General features: G+C 61.8%; 13 protein-coding genes. All 13 read left to right on the top strand.

Going from position 1 to position 24426, the window contains the following annotated elements; translation table 11 throughout:
- Nucleotides 1-4 precede the first annotated feature (4 nt).
- On the top strand, nt 5-1810 hold the full coding sequence (gene xsc, locus CLU93_RS03060; protein WP_099764205.1) for a sulfoacetaldehyde acetyltransferase: 1806 nt from the start codon (nt 5-7) through the stop codon (nt 1808-1810).
- A gap of 283 nt (nt 1811-2093) precedes the next feature.
- Nucleotides 2094-2522, top strand: a complete 429-nt coding sequence (locus tag CLU93_RS03055; RefSeq protein WP_099759946.1) for a nuclear transport factor 2 family protein — start codon at nt 2094-2096, stop codon at nt 2520-2522.
- A 25-nt stretch (nt 2523-2547) separates the two neighbouring features.
- Nucleotides 2548-3987, top strand: a complete 1440-nt coding sequence (locus CLU93_RS03050; RefSeq protein WP_099764204.1) for an NAD(P)/FAD-dependent oxidoreductase — start codon at nt 2548-2550, stop codon at nt 3985-3987.
- Nucleotides 3988-4083: 96 nt separating this feature from the next.
- On the top strand, nt 4084-5145 hold the full coding sequence (gene tauA, locus CLU93_RS03045) for a taurine ABC transporter substrate-binding protein (RefSeq protein WP_218968322.1): 1062 nt from the start codon (nt 4084-4086) through the stop codon (nt 5143-5145).
- Between the two features lie 85 nt (nt 5146-5230).
- On the top strand, nt 5231-6046 hold the full coding sequence (locus tag CLU93_RS03040; protein WP_034788398.1) for a taurine ABC transporter ATP-binding protein: 816 nt from the start codon (nt 5231-5233) through the stop codon (nt 6044-6046).
- Nucleotides 6047-6125: 79 nt separating this feature from the next.
- Complete coding sequence (locus CLU93_RS03035) at nt 6126-6920, top strand: ABC transporter permease subunit (RefSeq protein ID WP_243420403.1); 795 nt, start codon at nt 6126-6128, stop codon at nt 6918-6920.
- Between the two features lie 292 nt (nt 6921-7212).
- Entirely contained in the window at nt 7213-8646 is a 1434-nt protein-coding gene (locus CLU93_RS03030) for an amino acid permease (RefSeq protein ID WP_099759943.1), read from the top strand.
- Nucleotides 8639-9865, top strand: a complete 1227-nt coding sequence (gene sorA / locus CLU93_RS03025) for a SorA family sulfite dehydrogenase catalytic subunit (protein ID WP_099759942.1) — start codon at nt 8639-8641, stop codon at nt 9863-9865. The genes CLU93_RS03030 and sorA overlap by 8 nt, the downstream gene beginning before the upstream one ends.
- Nucleotides 9866-9875: 10 nt before the next feature.
- On the top strand, nt 9876-10490 hold the full coding sequence (sorB, locus tag CLU93_RS03020; protein ID WP_257224854.1) for a SorB family sulfite dehydrogenase c-type cytochrome subunit: 615 nt from the start codon (nt 9876-9878) through the stop codon (nt 10488-10490).
- A 668-nt stretch (nt 10491-11158) separates the two neighbouring features.
- Nucleotides 11159-12817: a ShlB/FhaC/HecB family hemolysin secretion/activation protein gene (locus CLU93_RS03015; protein ID WP_257224853.1), complete on the top strand. Its 1659-nt coding sequence runs from the start codon at nt 11159-11161 to the stop codon at nt 12815-12817.
- A gap of 31 nt (nt 12818-12848) precedes the next feature.
- Nucleotides 12849-21674 (top strand): YDG domain-containing protein, encoded by an 8826-nt coding sequence (locus CLU93_RS03010; protein WP_099759939.1) that lies wholly within the window; start codon nt 12849-12851, stop codon nt 21672-21674.
- 148 nt (nt 21675-21822) lie between these two features.
- Entirely contained in the window at nt 21823-22665 is an 843-nt protein-coding gene (locus CLU93_RS03005) for a sulfotransferase family protein (protein WP_099759938.1), read from the top strand.
- A 290-nt stretch (nt 22666-22955) separates the two neighbouring features.
- Nucleotides 22956-24389 carry a glycoside hydrolase family 19 protein gene (locus CLU93_RS03000; protein WP_257224852.1) on the top strand — a complete coding sequence of 478 codons (1434 nt, stop codon included), beginning with the start codon at nt 22956-22958 and terminating at the stop codon, nt 24387-24389.
- The last annotated feature ends 37 nt before the right edge of the window (nt 24390-24426 follow it).

Below are 24426 nucleotides of genomic sequence, written 5' to 3'. Positions count from 1 at the left end.
TGACATGACCGAGCAAAAAGCCGCCGCAGCCGCGATACCTGTTGGCCCGCAAAAGATGACGCCTTCCGAAGCGTTCGTGGAAACCCTGGCCGCCAATGGCGTGACCGACATGTTCGGCATCATGGGCTCGGCCTTCATGGATCCGATGGACATCTTTGCCCCGGCCGGCATCCGCCTGATCCCTGTTGTGCATGAACAGGGCGCCGGCCACATGGCCGACGGCTATGCCCGCGTCTCGGGCCGCCACGGCGTGGTCATCGGCCAGAACGGCCCCGGCATCAGCAATTGCGTCACGGCGATTGCCGCCGCCTACTGGGCGCACACCCCCGTCGTCATCATCACGCCGGAAACGGGCACGATGAGCATGGGCCTGGGCGGCTTCCAGGAAGCGAACCAGTTGCCGATGTTCGAGGAATTCACGAAATACCAGGGTCATGTGACCAATCCGGCCCGCATGGCGGAATTTACGGGCCGCTGCTTTGACCGTGCCATGTCGGAAATGGGCCCGACCCAGCTGAACATCCCGCGCGACTATTTCTATGGCGAAATCAAGGCGGAAATCCCCAAGCCGAACCGCCTGGACCGTGGCGCCGGCGGCGAACACAGCCTCAATGAGGCGGCCGAACTGCTGGCCAAAGCCAAGTTCCCCGTCATCATCTCGGGCGGCGGCGTCGTCATGGGCGAAGCGATCGAAGAGTGCAAGGCCCTGGCCGAACGCCTCGGCGCGCCAGTCGTCAACAGCTATTTGCACAATGACTCGTTCCCCGCCAGCCATCCGCTGTGGTGCGGACCATTGGGCTATCAAGGTTCGAAGGCGGCCATGAAACTGATCGCCCAGGCCGACGTCGTCGTGGCCCTCGGTTCGCGTCTGGGACCGTTCGGCACCTTGCCGCAGCACGGCATGGATTACTGGCCGAAAAACGCCAAGATCATCCAGATCGACGCGGACAACAAGATGCTGGGCCTGGTGAAAAAGATTTCGGTGGGCATCTGCGGCGACGCCAAGGCGGCCGCCAAAGCGATTCTTTCGCGCCTGGATGGCAAGACGCTCGATTGCGATGCGACGCGCGAGGAGCGCTTTGCCACCGTGCAAGCAGAAAAAGCCGCGTGGGAAAACGAACTGGACAACTGGACGCACGAGAAAGATGCGTACAGCCTGGACATGATCGAAGAGCAAAAGAAAGAGCCGGGCAATTATTTGCACCCGCGCCAGGTCTTGCGCGAGCTGGAAAAAGCCATGCCGGAAGACGTGATGGTGTCGACCGATATCGGCAACATCAACTCGGTGGCGAACAGCTATCTGCGCTTTGACAAGCCGCGCAGCTTCTTTGCGGCGATGAGCTTTGGCAACTGCGGCTATGCATTTCCGACCATCATCGGCGCGAAAGTGGCCGCACCGCACCGTCCAGCCGTGTCGTATGCGGGTGACGGCGCCTGGGGCATGAGCCTGATGGAAACCATGACTTGCGTGCGCCACAACATTCCGGTGACGGCGGTGGTGTTCCACAACCGCCAGTGGGGCGCGGAAAAGAAAAACCAGGTCGATTTCTACAACCGCCGCTTCGTCGCCGGTGAACTCGACAACCAGAGCTTCGCCGAGATTGCACGCGCCATGGGCGCCGAAGGCATCACGGTCGACAAGCTGGAAGACGTGGGGCCAGCCTTGAAGAAGGCCATAGCCATGCAGATGAATGAAGGCAAGACCACCATCATCGAAATCATGTGCACGCGCGAGCTGGGCGACCCGTTCCGCCGCGATGCGCTGAGCAAACCTGTGCGGCATCTGGATAAATATAAAGATTACGTCTGATTTGCTGCTGGAGTGTTGGATTACGCCTTTCAGGCTAATCCAACCTACCCAACCTACGTGACTGTGTAGGTCGGATTAGCCGGGCGCGAGCCCGGCGTAATCCGACAAAGCGCTGTGACCAAATTCTCACAGATTGTCACCAAAACATCATAATTTCATTAAAGAATACAAACCGTCCCGTTTTTTGGATTATTTGATTTGACAAGGCCATGCTTAAGGCTTAAATTCAATAAAAGACAAAAAACGGAACGTAGCGTATCAAAAACGATTTACGGAGACCACCATGAACCACCCTGTACCGCACACCGGCGCCGTCACCACCGCTGTCACCACCGACTTCCTGCAAGCGTTCGGCGATGCCTGGAACCGCCACGATATCGAGGCCCTGATGGCCGCCATGGCCGATGACTGCGAATTTCACGCCGTGGCCGGCCCTGACTTGCTGGGCAAGAGTTTCATTGGCCGCGACGCCGTACGCGCCGGCTTTGAGCTGGCCTGGCAAACCTTCCCCGATGCCGCCTGGCTCAATCCCGAACACTTTGTCAGCGGCGAGCGCGGCGTGACGGAATCGACGTTTGCCGGCACCAAGGCGGACGGCACGCGCATCGAAGCGCGCATGGTCGACATCTTCACTTTCCGCGATGGCAAGATCGCCGTGAAGAACGCCTTCCGCAAGGATCGCCCACCGGTCGCTACCGGCAACAAAGCCTGAGCCAGCACGTTCACCGGGAATGATCATGAACAAACCTGTCGACACTCCATCTGACGTACTGGGCAACAGCACCGCCGCCCGCACGCCTTACGATCCCGCCTTCGATCCGCTGGTGGCCCAGCGTCCCGGCCACGGCAATGCCTACGCGCCCACCTACTGGATCGGCACGGCCGGCGAGCCGCCGGCCGACGACGGCCCCATCACGCATGACATCGACGTCGACGTGGCCATCATCGGCTCGGGTTTTACCGGTCTCTCCTGCGCCATCTTCCTGGCCCAGGAACACGGCATCAAGGCCACCGTGCTGGAAGCGAACCGGGTCAGCTGGGGCTGCAGCACGCGCAACGGCGGCCAGGCGCAATGCACGACGGGCCGTCTGAAACGCTCGCAGTGGATAGACCGCTACGGCCTGGACACGGCCCTGAAACTGCACACGGAAGTGTGCGACGCGATGCAAACGTTCAAGAAGATCACGGCCGACATCGATTGCGAGCCACAGCCGGGCGGCCACCTGTACATCGCCCACAAGGCGAAAGCCATGCCCGCCCTGATCAAGGAAGCAAAGCTCATGCGTGAGGTCTTCAAGTACGACGCCCGCATCCTCGACGCCGACACCGTCAAGCGCGAATTCGTCGACGACAAGGAAGCGGCCGGCGCGCTGCACGAGCCGGAAGGCATCGGCATCCACGCGGGCAAGCTGGCGTTTGGCTACCTGCGCAAGGCGCGCGCGCTGGGCGCCAAGGTGCATCCATCCAGTCCCGTGATGGGCTGGGAAACGCGCAACGGCGTGCATTATCTGCAAACGCCAGGCGGCGTGGTGCGCGCCCGTGCCGTGGCCGTGGCCACGGGCGGCTACACCTCGCCGCATCTGCATCCGCAAGTGAAGAACCGCTTGCTGCCGATTTTGTCGAACTCGCTCGTCACGCGTCCGCTGACCCCGGCGGAAATCGCGGCGTGCAACTTCCGCACCCACCAGGTGATCACGGATACGCGCATTCTGCGTCACTACTACCGCTTGATGCCGGACAACCGCGTGCAGATCGGCAGCCGCAGCGCCATCACTGGCGCCGACGCGCCGGACGAGAAATACAAACAGTTTTTGATCAACGATCTGCACCGCAAGTTCCCCGCGTTGACCGGGATCGGCATCGATTATTCGTGGTGGGGCTGGGTCGACGTCAGCCACGACATGATGCCGCGCATCGTGCAACCGGATCCGAAGCAATCGATCTTCTATTCGCTCGGTTACGGCGGCAACGGCGTCATGTACTCGGCGCAGGCGGGCCGGCGCATGGCCGAGCGCATCGCGGGCAAGGCCAGCGACACGGGCTTGCCGATCTTCAATTCGAAACTGCCGTATCCCAACATGATGGAACTGGTCGAGTCGCAAGCCTTCGCCCCGTTCCGCCGCCTGGGCCAGCGCTTCTTGTACCGCTGGTATCACTTGAAGGATGAAGTTTTCTAAAAGCAGCACTGCAGTTCAAGTCGTCGCATGAGCTGGCATAGACCGGCCAGCGGCGCTGCCCGCACGTTCACACATAACAATAACTTGGAGTGAGACATGAACACATACACGAGCAAAACCCCGAGCAAAACGGTTTTTTCAACGATGCGCCGCGCCGTCCTCGGCACCCTGGTGCTGGGCGTGGTCCTTGCGTCCAGCGGTACGGTCTTTGCGCAAGGCAAGGAAGTGACGATTGCCTACCAGGAAATCAACGGTCCCTTCCTGGTGGCGATTGCCAGCGGCGAAGTGGAAAAAACCACCGGCTATAAAATCAACTGGCGCAAGTTCGATTCGGGCGCCAAGGTGGCCACCGGCATGGCGTCGGGCGACGTGCAGATCGGCGTCATCGGTTCGAGCCCCCTGACGGCGGCCGTCAGCCGCGGCGTCGATCTGCAGCTGTTCTGGATCATCGACGACATCAACGAAGCCGAAGCGATGGTGGCCCGCAATGGCGCCGGCATCAGCAAGCCCACCGACTTGCGCGGCAAGAAGATCGCCGTGCCGTTTGTTTCCACCACGCACTTCCACACCATGTTCGCGCTGGAAACGTGGGGCATCAAGCCATCCGAAGTCAAGCTGCTCAATATGCAGCCGAACCAGATCGCCGCCGCCTGGGAGCGTGGCGACATCGATGCCGCCTTCGTGTGGGACCCGGCCTTGAGCAAGCTCAAGCAAAACGGCAAGGTCCTCGTCACGTCCGGCGAACTGAGCAAGAAGGGCAAGGCCACGTTTGACGGCATGGCCGTCGAGCGCGCCTGGGGCGAAGCGAACGCCGACTTCATGGCCAAGTTCGTCAAGGTGATGGCCGCGGCCGATGCCGACTACCGCGCCAATCCGAAAGCGTGGACCATCGATTCCCCGCAAGTCAAAGCCAACGTCAAGCATTCGGGCGCGGCTGCCAAGGACGTGGCCGCTTCCGTGGCCCTGTACGCCTACCCATCGTTGCAGGAGCAGGCCTCGCCGGCCTGGCTCGGTGGCGGCGCGAAGGGCGGCGTGGCGCAAGCCTTGCTGGCCACGGCGCAATTTTTGAAGGGCGAAGGCAAGATCGACACCCTGGCAACAGATTACGCCAAGTATGTGACACCCAGGTATGCACAGGCCGCCGGCCTGCTGAAGTAAACGGTGGCGTGTCGGCGCGCTTGCGGGCGCGCCGACTCGAACACAATGCGTTGAACTGAAGTTACTACACCTATGCGGGGATACGATGGAAAACCTGTACGTCAAGGATGTCAGCGTAATTTATCCGGGCAAGACGGCCGGTGAACGCGTACATGCCTTAAATAATATCAATCTCACCATCAATAGCGGCGACTTCGTCGTCGCGCTCGGTGCTTCCGGTTGCGGCAAGACAACCTTGCTGAGCCTGATGGCGGGTTTTATTGCCCCGTCCAAGGGCGAAATCATGCTCGGGGATAATAAAGTCGAAGGGCCGGGCGCCGACCGTGGCGTGGTGTTCCAGAAACATGCCTTGCTGCCATGGCTGAACGTGATGGAAAACGTGGAATTCGGCTTGAAACTGCAAGGTGTGGCGAAAGCCGTGCGGCGCGAACAGGCGGCGAAAAACCTGGCGCTGGTCGGCTTGAAGGACTTTCACGACAATATGATTTATCAATTGTCGGGCGGCATGCAGCAAAGGGTGGGCATCGCCCGCGCCCTGACCAGCAATCCCGCCATGCTGCTGATGGATGAGCCGATGGCGGCGCTCGACGCGCTGACGCGCGAAACCATCCAGGAATTGCTGCTCGATATCTGGGCCAAGTCCAGCACCATGTTCTTCTTCATTACCCACAGCGTCGACGAGGCGCTGTTCCTGGCGAACCGGCTGATCGTCATGTCGCCCCGTCCGGGCCGCATCACGCATACCTACGAACTCGATTTCAACAAGCGCTTCCTCGAATGCCGCGATGCGCGCGCCGTGAAATCGAGCCCGGACTTCATCAAGATGCGCGAAACAGTGCTCAACATCATTTATGGCGACGAGCGCGCAGTCAATAAAGAGCTGGAGGTGTCCCATGCATAGCCCATCCGTCGTGGGATTTCCTCCCACCACCGCCAAGCGCGCCGGTTTCTTTGGCCGTCTGTTCGCTCCCCGCTGCGCCATGCCTGGCGAAGCGTTCGGCGCGCCGGGGCAGGGCAATTCCAGCCGCATCGCCAGCGTTACCGTCATCGCCGTGCTGTTGCTGTGGTTTGGCGTGACGGCCAGCGGCATGGTGAAACCCTTGTTTTTACCTTCGCCGCAAGCCGTGTACGAGAAATTCATCATGGCGGCCACCACCGGCTTCGGCGGCGCTACCCTGTGGGAACACACGGTCGCCAGCCTGGTGCGCGTCTTCGGTGCCTTCGGCCTGGCTTGCTTGCTGGCCATTCCCATCGGCGTGATGATGGGCGTCAATCGCGTGGCACGCGGCATCTTCGATCCCTTGATCGAGTTCTACCGTCCGCTGCCGCCGCTCGCTTACTTGCCACTGGTCATCATCTGGTTCGGCATCGGCGAATTTTCGAAGGTTTACCTGATCTTCCTGGCCATCTTCGCGCCGATGGCGATCGCCGCGCGCGCCGGCGTCAGCTCGGTGTCGCTGGAGCAAATCCACGCGGCCTACTCGATGGGCGCCACGCGTTTCCAGGTCATCGTGCATGTGATTCTGCGTGCCGCCATCCCGGAGATTCTCACCGGCATGCGCATCGGCATCGGCGTGGGCTGGACCACCTTGGTGGCGGGCGAAATGGTGGCAGCCACGCGCGGCCTCGGCTACATGGTGCTGAGCGCTTCCGAGTTCCTCGCCAGCGACGTGGTGATCATGGGAATTATCGTGATCGGTTTCTTTGCTTTCCTGTTTGATTTGATGATGCGCTACCTCGAACGTACCCTCGTGCCATGGAAGGGCAAGGTGTAAGACGTTCCCGGGAGTGGCGCGCACGCCACAAGTGTTGCCGCCGCTCCCTTTTTTTCAAGCTGCAATAACTCAGCAATACCCCGTACGTATTCTCCAGCGCGCTTGCCCTACGGCTGGCGCGCCGGGCCGCTGCATTTCCAGATTGACTTATGGCATGCAGCCAACCAGACTGATTTGATGATGTATCGATGCTGCTTGACGGTGTTGCCCAAATAAAACAAAGCCGCGCGGCAGAAACAGAGCCGCAGCAGGCGAGGGCGCACCGAGCTTCAGATATTACTAGGAGACAAAAATGATTAGCGACAACCACAATAATACCGGCTTGCAGCACTCGCTCAAGCAACGCCACATGAGCATGATCGCCATCGGCGGCGTGATCGGCGCCGGCCTCTTTGTCGGCAGCGGCGTCATCGCCAAGGCCGCCGGCCCGGCCGCCATCCTTTCCTTCCTGCTCACGGGCGGCCTGGTCGTCCTGATCATGCGCATGCTGGGCGAGCTGGCCTCGTCCCTGCCCGTGGTCGGCTCCTTTTACGAATACGCGCGCCTGGCCTTCGATGACAAGCCGAAAGTATCGAAATTCCTCGGCTTCATGAGCGGCTGGATGTACTGGTATTTCTGGGTCGTCGTGGTCGCCCTGGAAGCCATCGCCGGCGCCAAGCTGGTCAACTTCTGGCTGCCCGACATGCCGTCGTGGGCTATCAGCCTGGTCTTGCTCGTTTCCATGACGGTGCTCAATCTGTTTTCGGTGAAAGCGTTTGGCGAATTCGAATTCTGGTTCGCCTCGATCAAGGTGGTCGCCATCGTCGTCTTCCTGTTCGTCGGCGCCCTGTTCATCACGGGTAGTTTGCCCAACAGCATCCCAAGCCTGGGCTTTTTGACCAGCAATGGCGGCTTCATGCCGCACGGCTGGGGGCCAGTATTGAGCGGGGCCGTCGCCGCCACGGCCTTTTATTCGGGCGCCGAGATCGTCACCATCGCCGCCGCCGAAACGTCGGACCCGGCCAAGGCCATTGCCCGCGCCACCAATTCCGTCATCACGCGCGTGCTGATGTTTTATGTGGGGTCCATGTTTGTCGTCGTCTGCATCGTGCCCTGGGATTCGCCGGCCATCGCCACGCCGTTCGTCAGCGCCCTGACGGTCATGAACATTCCCTACGCGGCCCACATCATGAACGCCATCATTTTGACGGCCGTGCTGTCGGCCCTCAATTCCAGCCTGTACGCCTCCTCGCGCATGATCTTCGCGCTGACGCGCCGCGGCGACGCGCCGACCGGCCTGGTCAAGCTGAGCAAGAATGGCGTGCCGATTCGCGCCATCCTGTTCAGCACCCTGTTCGCCTATTTCGCCATTGCCGTATCGTATGTGTCGGCTGACCTGGTCTTCCCCTTCATCGTCAATTCCTACGGCATCCTGATCCTGTTTGTCTACCTGCTCATTGCGATATCGCAATTGCGCCTGCGCCGCCGTCTGGAACGCGAATGTCCCGAACGCATCAAAGTGCGCATGTGGCTGTTCCCCTACCTGACGTATTTCACCATCATCGCCATGCTGGTGATCCTGGGCGCCATGAGCGTGTCGTCCGATACGGAGCAGCGCGTGTCGTTCTGGTTCGGCCTGTTGAGCGTGGTCATCATGAGCGTCATGTATTACATCAAGAAGCTGGTCAACGATGACCGCAACGGCGGCGAAGCAGCCGACACCAAAGTGGAGCTCAAACATGTCTGACACGACTTTGTTGCCTGCAAGCCGGCGCCGCTTCCTGCGCACCACGGCCACCCTGGGCTCCGCCGCCGTGGCGGGGCCTGGGGCAGCCTTGGCCGCTGCCGTCACTTTGCCGTTTGAAAATGGCGAGCGCGAACTGGTGGCTTTCCCGCAAAAGCGCCCGCTGATCCTGCTGACCAGCCGTCCGCCCCAGCTGGAAACGCCGTTCAGCGTCTTCAATGAAGGCGCGATTACCCCCAACGATGCGTTTTTCGTGCGCTATCACTGGAGCGGCTTGCCGACCAGCATCGATGGCGCCAGCTACCGCCTGCGCATCAAGGGCCTTGTCAAAGAAACCCTGGAACTGTCGCTGGCCGAGCTGAAAAAACTGGCCGAACCCGTCGATGTGGTGGCCGTGACGCAATGCTCGGGCAACAGCCGCGGCTTCTTCGCGCCGCGCGCGAATGGCGGGCAGCTGGGCAATGGCGCCATGGGCAATGCCCGCTGGACGGGCATCCCCCTGAAAACCGTGCTGGAAAAGGCCGGCATCGCTGCCAGCGCCGTGCAAGTGGCCTTCAATGGCCTGGAAACGCCGCCCGTGGGCGACGGCCCCGATTTCCAGAAAGCCTTGTCCGTCGAGCACATCATGGCCGGCGACGTGCTGCTGGCCTGGGCCATGAATGGCGAAGACATCCCCTTCCTCAACGGCTACCCGCTGCGCCTGATCGTGCCAGGATTCTATGGCACTTACTGGGTCAAGCACTTGAGCGACATCACCGTGCTCGACAAACCGTTCGACGGCTTCTGGATGAGCACGGGCTACCGCATCCCCGACAACGGTTCCGGCTTCATCGAACCGGGTACGCCGGTGGGCAAGACGACGCCGATCAGCCGCCTCAACGTGCGCTCCTTCATTACCAGCGTGCAAGATGGCGCGCAAGTGAAGGCGGGGCGCGACCTGGCCTTGCGCGGCATCGCTTTCGATGGCGGCCAGGGCATCAGCGAAGTGGCGGTGTCGCTTGATGGTGGCCACAGCTGGCAGGAAGCGAAGCTGGGCCAGGACCTGGGCCGTTTCTCGTTCCGCGCGTGGACGATGGTCCTGAAGGCGCCGCGCAAGGGCAAGCACGTGCTGATGGTGCGCGCCGTCAACCGCATCGGCCAGAGCCAGCCGATGAAAGCCCTGTGGAATCCCATGGGTTATATGCGCAATGTGGTGGAAACCACGCGCATTCAGGCAGTCTGAGGAGAACCATATGAAGATATTACTTGCCGCGCTGGCACTGTCGGCGGCGGGCGGCGCGTGCGCGCTGGACATCCACTTGCCGCCGGAAACGGCAACCTATGCACCCAGCGAATTGCCCGGCTACCAGTTGGTGCAGCGCAACTGCATGACTTGCCACGCGGCCCAGTATGCGTCGAGCCAGCCGCCTGCCTCGCCGCGCGCCTACTGGGAAGCGACCGTCAAGAAGATGAAAAAGCCGTTCGGCGCCCAGTTTGACGATGCGGACATGCCGGCCATGGTCGATTACCTGGTGAAAACCTATGGCGCGGAGCGGGGCGCCGCCGCGCCTGCCGCAGCCGTGGCCAGGCCGGCCGCAGCGGCTGTCCCGGCCGCCGGCGGCAAGGATGCCAAGACCTTGCTGGCTGCGAATGGCTGCATGGCATGCCACGCCCTCGACCAGAAAGTGGTCGGCCCCGGCTTTGCGGAAGTGGCAGCCAGATACAAGGGCAAGGACGGCGTCGCGGCCGTGGCGGCCAACATCCGCAACGGCGGTTCCGGCAAATGGGGGCCCGTGCCCATGCCGCCATTCAGCCAGCTCAGTGTCGCCGATGCGGCGACCCTGGCGAAATACGTGCTGTCCAGGTAGCGCCTGGCCAGAGCAGTGCAGTAGCGCACTTCCGCTCTTCTTTCTCTCCACAGGCCTGCAACACCTCAACCCCTGGCTGAGGTGTTGCAGGCCTGCTACGCCGGTGTTCCTCGCGTAAATTTAAGCAGCCGCCCATCCCCGTACCGCATCGTCAAAAATAATTTATATATCAATATTCATGTATTGGAAATCAATTTTCGCAAGTGTGTGACATACCAAGGCGCCAAAAGAAAGTGTGTCGTGGAAGTCGTATCCTCGTATGGAAAAAATAACATTGTTTTGTATTGCAGTAATGCTAATGCCTTGCCAAATTGCCAAATGTGGTGCGTGCGAGGACTAGCATGTCGATAGGGATGGTATTGCAATATCGTTGCGGTGAGACAACGAATTTTTCAGTTGAAACGCGCATTTTCATGGAAGTTTCCTGATTTTAGGGCTGTCGCCATTGAGGTCGCACCAATGTGGTGAACGAGGTCATCAGATAGGTATTTTCTCGTCTGGCAAGGGGCTAGAATGGATCAATGTTGCTGAACGGAACTTAATTTTTCAGTTGCCATCAAATTTAACATTGATGTCAAAAAATACTCCCGTTTCAGCTTTTGTATTCCCCCGTTGATGCAGCCGGAAGCGGTGTGCCTGGCGCGGGCGTGTCGCCAGAAAGGATGACCTTGAACACCAAATTACTTCCGCTGACCTTGCTGCTGTTGATCCAGAACGCGTACGCTGTCGATCCCCCCAGCGCAGGCAGCCAGCTGCAGCAGATTCCCGTCGCGCCCCAGTTGCCGAAAGCGCCGCCGGCTATCCGCGTGCAACAGGGCAATGTGCCGGCCACCACGGTGGGCGATACCACGCGCATCACGGTACAGCGCCTGCAGGTGACGGCGCCGCCCGTCTTTACCGAGAGCGAACTGATCGCCAGCACGGGTTTCGTGCCGGGCAGCGAGCTGACTCTGGGCGAGCTGCGCGCCATGGCGTCAAAAATTGCCAGCTATTACCAGAAGCGTGGCTATTTCCTGGCGCAAGCGTATCTGCCGGCGCAGGATATCGAGGATGGCGTGGTGCAAATCAGCGTGCTGCCGGGCCAGTATGGGCAAGTGCAGTTGCGCAACCAGAGCAATCTGTCGGACGGCCTGGCCGGCACGATATTGGCCGGTCTCGACGGGCAAGTGATTTCCACGCCGCCGCTGGAGCGGCGCTTGCTGCTGCTGTCGGACTTGCCGGGCGTGCAAGTCAGCTCGACGCTGGCGCCGGGGGCGTCCCTGGGCGCGTCCGACCTGATCGTCGAGGTGCAGCCGGGATCGCGTTTCAACGGCAGCATCGACGTCGATAACCAGGGCAACCGCTACACGGGCCGCAACCGCATCGGTGCGACCTTGAACATCAATGAACTGGCCGGCATCGGCGACGTGGCCAGCGTGCGCGCGTTTACCTCGGCTGACGGCTTGAACTACGGCCGCCTGGCGTATCAGGGGCAGGCCGGTTTGCTGCGCCTGGGCGGCGCCTACACGTATATGGATTACAAGCTGGGCAAGGAATTTGCCGTGCTCGAGGCCAAGGGCACGGCGAAGATCGCCAGCGCGTATGGCAGTTATCCGCTGATCCGCTCACGCAGCAGCAACCTGTATGCGCAAGTCAGCTACGACGACAAGACCTTCCAGGACCGCACGGAATCGACGGGCAGCGTCAACGACAAGAAAGCCAGGGTCTGGCTGTTCAATCTCAACGGTGATAGCAAAGATGGCGTGGGTGGCGGTGGCATCAGCAATTATTCGCTGACCTACACCACCGGCAAGATCGACATCGAAACGCCGGTGGCGCGCCTGATCGACCAGCTGACGGTGAAGAGCAACGGCCACTTCAACAAGCTCGCTTTCAATGCGGCGCGCCTGCAAAGCCTGGGCGGCGAGACCAGCTTGTTCGGCAGCTTCAGCGGCCAGGCGGCGTCGAAAAATCTCGATGTCTCGGAAAAGATGGGCATCGGCGGCATGGGCGGCGTGCGCGCCTATCCGGGCGGCGAGGCGTATGGCGACCAGGGTTACGTGCTGAATCTGGAACTGCGCCAGAACGTGACGGCGTTTACTGCGTTTCCCGGTCAGTTGCAGGTGCTGGCGTTTGCCGACACGGGCAGCGTCAAGCTGAACCGCGACGCCTGGAGCGCCGGCGAGAACCGCCGCACCCTGAGCGGCGCCGGCGTGGGTGTGACGTGGACGGGCGCCAATGCGCTCGTCCTGAAAGCGTATTACGCACACAAGCTGGGCAATGCCAAGGCGACCTCGGCACCGGACTCCGCCGGCCGCTTCTGGCTGCAAGCCGTCAAGTACTTCTAATTAATACAAGCTAAAAAATCAGGACACCGCCATGAACCGCATCTACCGCTCCATCTGGAACCAGGCCACCGGCGCTTATGCCGCCGTTTCCGAAAACGTCAAATCCGCCGGCAAGCGCTCGATGCCAGGATGCAGCGGCGGCGGGGCGCATTTCGCCTTGACCAGCATGGCAGCGGCGCTGATGCTGGGCTACGGCAGTCTGGCGCTGGCGGGGCCGGCGGGCGGCACGGTGGTGGCGGGCCAGGCTAGCATCACCGGTGCGCCAGGTTCGACGGTGATCAACCAGGGCAGCCAGAATGCCGTCATCAACTGGGCCAGTTTCAATGTCGGCAAGGGCGAGTCCGTGCAATTCGTGCAGCCGAACAGCAATGCGGTGGCGTTGAACCGCGTACTGGGCAGCGATGGCACGACCATCCTCGGCAACTTGTCGGCCAACGGCAAGGTCTTTATCGTCAACCCGAACGGCGTGCTGTTCGGCCAGGGAGCCTCGGTCAACACGGCGGGCCTGGTGGCCTCGACCCTGGACATTTCGAATAGCGATTTCATGTCGGGCAAGTACCAATTTAGCGGCAATGGCACAGGTAAAGTCCTGAACCAGGGTTCGATCAGCGCGCCGGGCGGCTATGTGGCCTTGCTGGGCGCCAACGTGTCGAACGAGGGCACGATCCAGGCACGCCTGGGCTCGGTGGCCCTGGCGGCGGGCCGCGCCATCACCCTCGACGTGGCGGGCGACGGCTTGCTCAATGTCGCTGTCAACGCGGGCGCCGTGGGTGCTTTGGTCAGCAATGGCGGCTTGATCAAGGCTGACGGCGGCAGCGTACTCTTGAGCGCGCAGGCGGCCGGCGACTTGCTGAAAACCGTCGTCAACAACACGGGCGTGATCGAGGCGCACACCATCGATACGCGCAGCGGCACCATCAAGTTGCTGGGCGACATGCAGAGCGGCACGGTCAACGCGGGCGGCACGCTGGACGCCAGCGCGCCCCTGACCGGCAATGGCGGCTTTGTCGACACCTCGGCCGCGCACGTCAAGATCGATGATGCGCTGAAGGTGACGACGGCGTCGAACAAGGGCCTGTCAGGCACCTGGCTGATCGATCCCACGGACTTCAATATCGCCGTCTCCGGCGGCGACATGACGGGTACCTTCCTCAGCAATTCCTTGAAGTCCGGCAACGTGCAGATCCAGAGCGTCTCGGGTGCCGGCGGTACGCAAGGCAACATCAACGTCAACGATAACGTCAATTGGTCGGCCAACAAGCTGACCCTGACGGCGCAAAATAATGTCAATATCAACAAGGCCATGCGGGGCTCGGGCACGGCAAGCCTGGCGCTGGAATACGGCCAGAGTGGCGTCGCCGCCGGCAATCTGGCCACCTACAACGTCAAGGCGGAAGTGGATTTGCCATCGGGCAATAATTTCAGTACCAAGCTGGGCAGCGATGGCGGCGTGACCGTGTATCAGGTCATTAACAGTTTGGGCGCCTTCAACAGCACTACCGGCAACGACGTGCAGGGCCTGCAGGGCAATTTGTCCGGCAACTATGTGCTGGGCAGCAATATCGACGCGCGCGCCACGGGCAGCTGGGAGAGTGGCAAGGGATTTATGCCTATCGGCAATGATACGACACCATTCACGGGCACGCTCGATGGTCTGGGCCATGAAATCATCGGGTTGACGATCAACCGTCCGGAAATGGCCATCGGTATGTTCGGCAATATCGGCACGGGCGGGGCGGTGCGCAACATGGGCTTGGGCAACGTCAGCGTTGCAGGGTCGGTAGCTGCCTATGCCAGTAGTAGCTACGCCGGCATCGGTGCGCTGGCCGCCGTTAATAATGGCAAGATCGATAACGTTTATAGCAGCGGCGCCGTGCATGGTTCTGGCTATATCAACATGGGCGCGCTGGTGGGCACCAATGCGGGCACGATCAGCAACAGCCGCGCGGCAGGCACGGTCGTTGCCGGTGCTTTTGGCGCGGCAGGCGGCTTGGTGGGCGAGAATGCGGCGGGCGGCTTCATCAAGAACAGTTCCAGCGCCGTGGCTGCTACATCCACCAATTATTTCGCTGGCGGCCTGGCCGTCTACAACCGCGGCACGATCAGCGACAGCTATGCCACGGGCGCCGTCAGCGTCGGCGGCACGGGCGGCAGCTATGGCGGCGGCCTGGCGGCCATTAACACGGCCGGAGGCACGGTCACGAACAGCTATGCGACGGGCAATGTCACGGGACTTTCCGGCCTGGGTGGCTTGCTGGGCCGGATAGAAAGCGGCGCGGTAACGAACAGCTATGCCACCGGCAATGTGACCGGGACGAATAATCTCGGCGGCCTGGTTGGCGTGTCCGCCGGTCCGATAAGCAACAGCTATGCCACCGGCAATGTGACGGGCAACTCCACCGTGGGCGGCGTGGTGGGCTACAACATTGGTGTTGCCCTCACCAATGCATATTATTCGGGCAAGCTCACGACGACCGGCATTAATAACGGCGCTATTGTTGGCGATCACAATGGTGGTTCCATTGTCAATGCCTACTTCAACAGCACGCTGAATCCGGCGGCAACTGCCGTTGGCCATGTAGGCAATGGTGCAACTACCGTTGCCCAAGGCCTGACCAGCGCGCAGATGTTGCAAGGTAGTAATTTCGCAGGTTTCAATTTCACCACCACGGCCGGCGCGGCAGGCAACAACTGGGTGATCGTCAGCGGCGACGGTTCCATCAATGGCGCCAGCGCCGGCACGCGCCCCATGCTGGCGTCGGAATGGTCGAACACCATCAATTCCACGCACCAGTTGCAATTGATGGCGATGAGCAAGGCCGCCAGCTACACGCTGGGCAGCAGCTTCAGCGCAGCCAGCACGGCCGCGAACGGCAATGACGTGTGGGGCAGTACGGGCTTCATCCCGGTCGGCACGGCCGGGTCGGCCTTCACGGGTAGCCTCGACGGCACCGGGCATATTGTTTCCAACCTCAATATTATCAAGTCGGGCGTGGCGGGCGTGGGCTTGTTTGGCGTCGTCGGCAGCGGCGGCGTGATCGCCAATGTGGGCTTGTCTGGTGGCACGATCAGCGGCGGCGACAATACGGGCGCCCTGGTCGGCACGAATGGCGGCAGCGTCAGCGGCAGCTTTGCCACCAGCGCCGTCACGGGCGCCAACAATGTCGGCGGCCTGGTGGGCAGCAACACTGGCACGGGCACCATCAAGGATAGCTATGCCAGCGGCGTGGTGACTGGCAGCAGCGGCGCGGGCGGCTTGGTGGGCAGCAACAGCGGCACCGTCGCCACCAGCTATGCGAATGGCAGCGTGAGCGGCGCCGGCGGCGGCCTGGTCGGCACGGGCACAGGCAGCGTCACGGGCAGTTACTGGGATAGCACTGCCAGTGGCAAGGCAACGAGCGCGGGCGGCACGGACCTGACCACGAGCGGGCTCAAGACGCTGTCGAACTATACGGGCGCAGGCTGGGATCTGGGCCAGATGTGGGTCGCCTACGATGGCCAGAGTGCGCCTTTCCTGCGTTCGTTCATGCAGCAGATCGCCGTGCGCGTTTCTTACGACAGCAAGGTGTATGACGGAGTGGCCTACGCTGGCGGCAGCAATAGCGTCACATATTCGAACACGGTGGCAGGCGCCGATCTGCTCGGTACGCTCGTGTATGTAGGCAATGCCACAGGTGCCGTGAATGCGGGCACGTATGGCGTGTCGGCCAGCGGCTTGTATGCCACGGGCGGGCAGTCCGGCTATGCGATCAGCTATATCGATGGCGGCCTGGTGATCACGCAGCGCCAGCTCAGCCTGAACGGCGCCGGCGCCGGCAACAAGGTCTATGACGGCAACACCACCGCCATCATCAGCGGCGGCACGTTGGCGGGCCTGTTGGCTGGGGATCTTGGCAATGTCAACCTGCTCTCGTTGTTGGGGACCTATGCCAGCAAGAATGTCGGCAATGGCATCGCCGTGAATGCGACTGCCACCCTCGGCGGCAGCGCAGCCGGCAACTATATCTTGGCGCCGCTGACTGGCGTGAGTGGCAACATCACGCCGGCGACGATTAGCAGCATCAGCGGCATCCTGGCCGGCAGCAAGGTCTACGACGGCTTGACTGGCGCTGCGCTCGACACCAGCGCGGCTGTATTAGCCGGCAAGATCGGCAGTGATGCGCTGACGTTGAGCGGCACGGGCACTTTCGACAACAAGAATGCCGGCAGCGGAAAAACAGTCAGCATCAGCGGTTTGTTCCTGGGCGGCGCCGATGCAGGCAACTATATCCTTGCCGGCACGACGGGTAGCGCCCTGGCCGATATCACGGCCAAGGCCCTGACCATCACGGGTGTCACCACCAGCAACCGCGTGTATGACGGCACGCGCAATGCGGCCCTGTCCGGCGGTACCCTGAGTGGCCTGGTAGGCGGGGAAACCCTGGGCCTGTCCAGTTTGAGCGGCGTGTTCGCCGACAAGAATGTGGGCACGGGCAAGAGCGTGAGCTTGAGCGGCGCCACGCTGGTCGATGGCACTGGGCTGGCCAGCAACTATACGGTCAGCAATCCGGGCGCCCTGACGGCCGATATCAGCAAGGCAACCATCAGCAGCGTGACGAACATCACGGCAAACAGCAAAGTGTATGACGCGAACACCAAGGCCAGCATCAATGCGGGCGGCGCCACGTTCAACGGCATGTTCAGCGGCGACAGCCTGTCGTTCAGCGCGACGACGGCCACGTTTGCCGACAAGAACGTCGGTAGCGGCAAGACGGTGGCCGTGAGCGGCATCGCCCTGGCCGGCACGGATGCGGGCAATTACAATCTGACGCTCAGCACCGGCAGCGGCAGCGGCGATATCACGCCGAAGGCGCTGACGATCACCGGCATGTCGGCCGTCAATAAAGTCTACGATGGCAACACCAAGGCGACCTTGTCGGGCGGTTCGATCAGCGGCCTGGTCGGTTCGGAAACGCTGGGCGTGACGGGACTTTCAGCAAGTTTTTCCGACAAGAATGCCGGCACCGGCAAAACCGTCATCGCCAGCGGTTCGACCCTGGTCAATGGCGGCAATGGCGGCCTCGCCAGCAACTATACGATCAGCAACCCAAGCGGACTGAGCGCAAACATCACGCCCAAGGCGCTGACGGTGACGGGTATGACGGCCAGCAACAAAGTCTATGACGGCCTGCTCGACGCGACCTTGTCCGGCGGAAGTCTGTCGGGTCTGGTCAGCGGTGAAACGCTGCTGCTGTCCGGCGCAACGGGCGTGTTCAGCGACAAAAACGCAGGCAGCAACAAAACCATCGTCGTCAGCGGCAGCAGCCTGGCCGACGGCACGGGGCTGGCCAGCAATTACACGGTCAGCAATCCGACCACCGTGAAGGCCGGCATCACGCAAAAAGCCTTGACGGTGAGCGGCGTGCTGGCCAGCGACAAGACCTACGACGGCAATACCAAGGCCAGCCTGTCGGGCGGTACCCTGGATGGCCTGGTGGGCGGTGAAACACTGGGATTGACGGGGCAGGTGGGCAGTTTCAGTGACCAGAACGCGGGCACGGGCAAGGCCGTCGCGGTGACGGGCGCGACCCTGATCGATGGCACTGGGCTGGCCAGCAATTATTCGGTCAGCAACGCCACCGGCGTGACGGCCACTATTGCGCAAAAGGCGTTGACCGTCAGCGGCGTGAGCGCGAGCAGCCGCGTGTATGACGGCACGCTCGATGCAACCCTGTCGGGCGGTACCTTGAGCGGCCTGGTAGGCGGGGAAACCTTGGGCCTGTCCGGCTTGTCGGGGGTGTTTGACGACAAGAACGTGGGCACGGGCAAGAGCGTGACCGTGAGCGGCGCCACGCTGGCCGATGGCACTGGGCTGGCCAGCAACTATACGGTCAGCAATCCGGGCGCCCTGACGGCCGATATCAGCAAGGCAACCATCAGCAGCGTGACGAACATCACGGCAAACAGCAAAGTGTATGACGCGAACACCAAGGCCAGCATCAATGCGGGCGGCGCCACGTTCAACGGCATGTTCAGCGGCGATAGCCTGTCGTTCAGCGCGACGACGGCCACGTTTGCCGACAAGAACGTCGGCAACGGCAAGACGGTGGCCGTGAGCGGCATCGCCCTGGCCGGCACGGATGCGGGCAATTACAATCTGACGCTCAGCACCGGCAGCGGCAGCGGCGATATCACGCCGAAGGCGCTGACGATCACCGGCATGTCGGCCGTCAATAAAGTCTACGATGGCAACACCAAGGCGACCTTGTCGGGCGGTTCGATCAGCGGCCTGGTCGGTTCGGAAACGCTGGGCGTGACGGGACTTTCAGCAAGTTTTTCCGACAAGAATGCCGGCACCGGCAAAACCGTCATCGCCAGCGGCTCGACCCTGGTCAATGGCGGCAATGGCGGCCTCGCCAGCAACTATACGATCAGCAACCCAAGCGGACTGAGCGCAAACATCACGCCCAAGGCGCTGACGGTGACGGGTATGACGGCCAGCAACAAAGTCTATGACGGCCTGCTCGACGCGACCTTGTCCGGCGGAAGTCTGTCGGGTCTGGTCAGCGGTGAAACGCTGCTGCTGTCCGGCGCAACGGGCGTGTTCAGCGACAAAAACGCAGGCAGCAACAAAACCATCGTCGTCAGCGGCAGCAGCCTGGCCGACGGCACGGGGCTGGCCAGCAATTACACGGTCAGCAACCCGACCACCGTGAAGGCCGGCATCACGCAAAAAGCCTTGACGGTGAGCGGCGTGCTGGCCAGCGACAAGACCTACGATGGCAATACCAAGGCCAGCCTGTCGGGCGGTACCTTGGATGGCCTGGTGGGCGGTGAAACATTGGGATTGACGGGGCAGGTGGGCAGTTTCAGTGACCAGAACGCGGGCACGGGCAAGGCCGTCGCGGTGACGGGCGCGACCCTGGTCGATGGCACTGGGCTGGCCAGCAATTATTCGGTCAGCAACGCCACCGGCGTGACGGCCACTATTGCGCAAAAGGCGTTGACCGTCAGCGGCGTGAGCGCGAGCAACCGCGTGTATGACGGCACGCTCGATGTGGTCTTGTCGGGCGGCGCCTTGAGCGGCTTGGTCGGCATGGAAACGCTGAGCTTGAATCTGGCGAACCAGACCGGCGCCTTCAGCGACAAGAACGCGGGCAGCAACAAGGTGGTCAATGTCACGGGCGCAACGGTCACGGACGGCACTGGCCTGGCCAGCAACTATGCCTTCAGCAATGCCAGCGGCGTGACGGCCACTATCACGCCGAAAGCGTTGACGGTGACGGGCGTGACGGCGGCGAGCCGGGACTATGACGGCACGCAGCAGGCTGCACTGTCGGGCGGCGTCTTGAGCGGTTTGGTCGGCATGGAAACGCTGAGCTTGAATCTGGCGAACCAGACAGGCGCCTTCAGCGACAAGAACGCGGGCAGCAACAAAGTGGTCAATGTCACGGGCGCAACGGTTTCGGACGGCACTGGCCTGGCCAGCAACTATGCCTTCAGCAATGCCAGCGGAGTGACGGCCACTATCACGCCGAAGGCGTTGACGGTGACGGGCGTGACGGCGGCGAGCCGGGACTATGACGGCACGCAGCAGGCTGCGCTGTCGGGCGGCGTCCTGAGCGGCTTGGTCGGCATGGAAACGCTGAGCTTGAATCTGGCGAACCAGACAGGCGCCTTCAGCGACAAGAACGCGGGCAGCAACAAGGTGGTCAATGTCACGGGCGCGACGGTCACGGACGGCACTGGCCTGGTCAGCAACTATGCCTTCAGCAATGCCAGCGGGGTGAGGGCCGATATCGGCAAGGCGTCCATCAGTGCCATTGCCGGTATCGTGGCAGCGAACAAGGTGTATGACGGTGGCACGGCGGCCAGCCTGAACCTGGCGGGCGCCAGTTTCAATGGCATGGTGGCCGGCGACGCCTTGAGCCTGGCCAGCGGCCCCGTCCTTGGCACATTCAGCGACAAGAATGCGGCGCTGGGCAAGACCGTGGCCATCAGCGGTCTGGGCCTGGCCGGTGCCGATGCGGGTAACTATGTGCTGGCCAGCAGCCAGGCCAGCACCACGGCCGATATCACGCCAGCCACCCTGACGGTCAGCGCCAGCGGCGTCAACAAAGTGTATGACGCCACCACGAATGCCGCCGTCTCCTTGCGCGACAACCGCATCGGCAATGATCAGCTGAGTATTGCCAGCAATGGCGCCAGTTTCAGCGACAAGAATGCGGGCGTGGGCAAGACGGTGACGGTGGCAGGCATAAGCCTGAGCGGCACGGATGCGGGCAATTACGTGGTCAACACCAGCGCCAGCACCACGGCCACGATCTCGCAGGCAGCGCTGACGGTCAAAGTCGATAACACTGAAAAAGACCAGGGACGCGTCAACCCCGACTTCAGCGCCGGCTACAGCGGCCTGCTCGGTGGCGACACGGTGGCCGCCGAAGTGAGCGGCAACCTGGCGTTCAGCACGCCGGCGACGACGGCATCCGTGGCCGGCAATTATCTGGTCTCGGCATCGGGCCAGGCGTCGAACAATTACGCCTTGAACTATGTGGAAGGCGTGCTGAAGGTCAAGCCGACGGAAGCGCTGCAAAGCGCGGTCGCCAGCGTGATCGCGGCCGTTGCCGTGGCGCCGTCGCAGGGCAATATGGTGCAGACCGACATGATCGTCAGTGGCGAATCAGCACCAGGCAAGCCCGCCGCCACGCAGGAGGCGCCGCGCGAGGGAGATACGGGTAACGCAGGCGGCGCGCCGGTGGTGCAACTGGCCAGCAACGTCGTCAGCAATGTCCTGCCAGGCCTGCGCTTGAGCGTGGTCGACAGCGGCCTGCGCCTGCCGACCGAAGCTGGCGGCAACACGCGCCAGGAAAGCCAGTAAAGCCCGCTGCGTCACCCGATGGTGGCGTCGGAGTGCCGCTTCGTGTTTCGAAGCGGCATTTTTTATGCGGTCGCGTCATCGCATCACTCTTATAATGGCTGCACCATCCTCCGTCTGAAGAGCAGCGTTGAACAGAAAGTACCATCGCATGACATCCCATTTCATCGGCGTAGCCGGCTTGCCACGCGCTGGCTCCACCTTGCTGTGCCAGTTGCTGGCGCAGCATCCCGACCTGCATTGCGAAGGCAATAGCTCCCCCCTGTGCAATACCTTGCTGGGCATGCGGCGCATGGTCAGCGACGATTCTTTTTTCCTGTCGCAGCTCGACAGCACCTTCGACGCCAGCTATGGCCATCTGAAAACGGCCATGCAGGGCTTCCTGCGCGGCTGGTACCAGGATTGCGGCAAGCAGGGCGTGGTGGACAAGAACCGCGCCTGGCTGCATTGCGTGGAGATGCTGCTGCAGCTGGCGCCGGAAGCGAAAGTCATCGTCTGCGTGCGCGAACTGGGCCAGGTCTACGGCTCCATCGAAGCGCAGCACCAGCGCACCATCCTGCTCGATTTTATCGACCACCTGGCCGATTTTGACCGTCTGGGCCGTGCCGACATGCTGTTTGCCAAGGATCGCACCATAGGCGCGCCCTTGAGCTCGCTGCACGCCGTGCTGGACCTGCCGCTCGAGGTGCAGAAAAAGCTGTATTTCGTGCGTTTCGAAGACTTGATGGCGCGGCCGGTGGAATGCATGTCGCACCTGTATGCGTGGCTGGGCCTGGCGCCATGGCAGATCGATCCGCATCATCTGGCCGTGGGGATACAGGAAAGCGACAGCCATTACCGCATGAAATACACGCACCGCCAGCAGGCGACCATCAGCGCGCCCAGGCCGCATGCGATACCGCCGCGCATCCAGGCGCAAATCGAGGAGGCGTACGGCTGGTTTTATGAACTGTATTATCCGCAACACCAGCGCGCGGCAACGCCATCGGCCTGAAAACACCTGCGGCAGTGCTAATACCACTTGCCGCACCGCTGCCGGCGCGGTATTGCCGGCAGCTGGCGCAAATCCTCCTTTTTTCTCTTCCCTTACTCTTTGCCTGGCGCGCTGTAGCCGTACCGACTGAAGTCACTGGTATTGTAAAAAACACCGTTATATAAAACCACTTGACTACCAATTTTCGGCGTCGCATTCTCTGTGCAGAAAGCCGATGCTGCGCTGTGCTTTCTTTACGTACAACATAAAAAGCTACTTCGATAGTTTTCGTATAACGTTCAGGAGACAATGTGAAAACACGGCAATCAAGCCGGCTGGCTACGCCATTCATGGCTGGCCTGCTGGGCAGCGCGCTGCTCGCTTGCGGCGGCAATTCCACCACCGAACCCCCATCGACCCTGCTGGCCGCGACCACCGCCAGCGACAGTTGCGCGGCCTGGAGCGCCAGCGCCGTCTACACGGCAGGGCAGTGCGCCGTGTACGACGGCAAGGTGTACCGGGCCAAATGGTGGGTGCAGGGCACGGTGCCGGGCAACGACCAGTGGGGGCCGTGGAGCCTCGATACCACCACCCCGACTCCAACGCCGACACCGACACCGACGCCCACCCCGACACCGACACCCACGCCAGGCGTGCCCACCAAAGCCCAGGCCGAGGCCAACGAGGCGGCGCTGACGAACAATGATTTCTTCCGCAAGGTCAAGGCCTCGATCCGCACTTTGGGCAATGCGGCCGTCGAAGCCGTGCAGCCTGGCCTGGCCGGCAATCCGCTCAACGTCAAGCGCGTCGAACGCCTGCTGCCGGCGGCGAAGTGGGATTACTATTTTGCCGCGCGCGACGCCAGCTATACCTATCAGCGCTTCCTGCAAGCCGTGGCCAAGTTCCCCGCCGTGTGCGACGACTACGGCGACGGGCGCAATGCGGACGCCATCTGCCGCCACAGCCTGGCCACCATGTTTGCCCACTTCGGCCAGGAAACGGGCGACCATAACGCCAGCAGCCCCTTGCCGCAATGGCGCCAGGGCTTGAAGTATCTGCGCGAACTGGGCTGCGACGAGACGGGCGCAGGCTGCGGCTACAACATCGAGTGCGCCGACCCCGTCTTCAACAAGGTCTGGACCTGCGGCACCAATGCCGACGGCAGCTTCAAGAAATACTTTGGCCGCGGCGCCAAGCAGTTGTCGTACAACTACAACTACGGTCCGTTTTCGCAAGCCATGCATGACGGCGATCAAACGGTGCTGCTGAAAAACCCGGACCTCGTCGCCTCGACCTGGCTGAACCTGGCCTCGGCCACGTTCTTCTTTGTCTATCCGCAACCGCCGAAACCGTCGATGCTGCATGTGCTGGACGGTACCTGGGTGCCGAACGCGGCCGATACGACAGCCGGGGCGGGCAATAACTTTGCCACCACCATCATGATCATCAATGCCGAGTGCGGGCAGGGCACGGAAAAGCAGGCCGCACAAAACCGCATCGATTACTACAAGCAATTTGCCGCCGACATGGGCTGGGATTATTCCGGCGAACAATTGTCTTGCGCCAACATGCAACGTTTCACCCCGGCCAGTTCCGCTTCCTACAACATCTATTGGGAAAAGAACTGGAGCTCGGGTGGCGACAACCAATGCCAGCTGGTCAGCTATCAAACCCCGTACAGCGCCTTGCTGGCCGGGAACTACGTGAAATGCGTGGAAGCCAACTGGAATGTGAAGTTGCAGTAACAGCAAGCGCAGGATAGCCGGCCAGGGATCACAGTTG

The sequence above is a fragment of the Janthinobacterium sp. 35 genome (genome assembly GCF_002754575.1).
GTDB lineage: Bacteria > Pseudomonadota > Gammaproteobacteria > Burkholderiales > Burkholderiaceae_D > Janthinobacterium > Janthinobacterium tructae.
The sequence above is the reverse complement of the archived record's forward strand: the minus strand, read 5'-3'. Positions and strand labels throughout refer to the sequence as shown.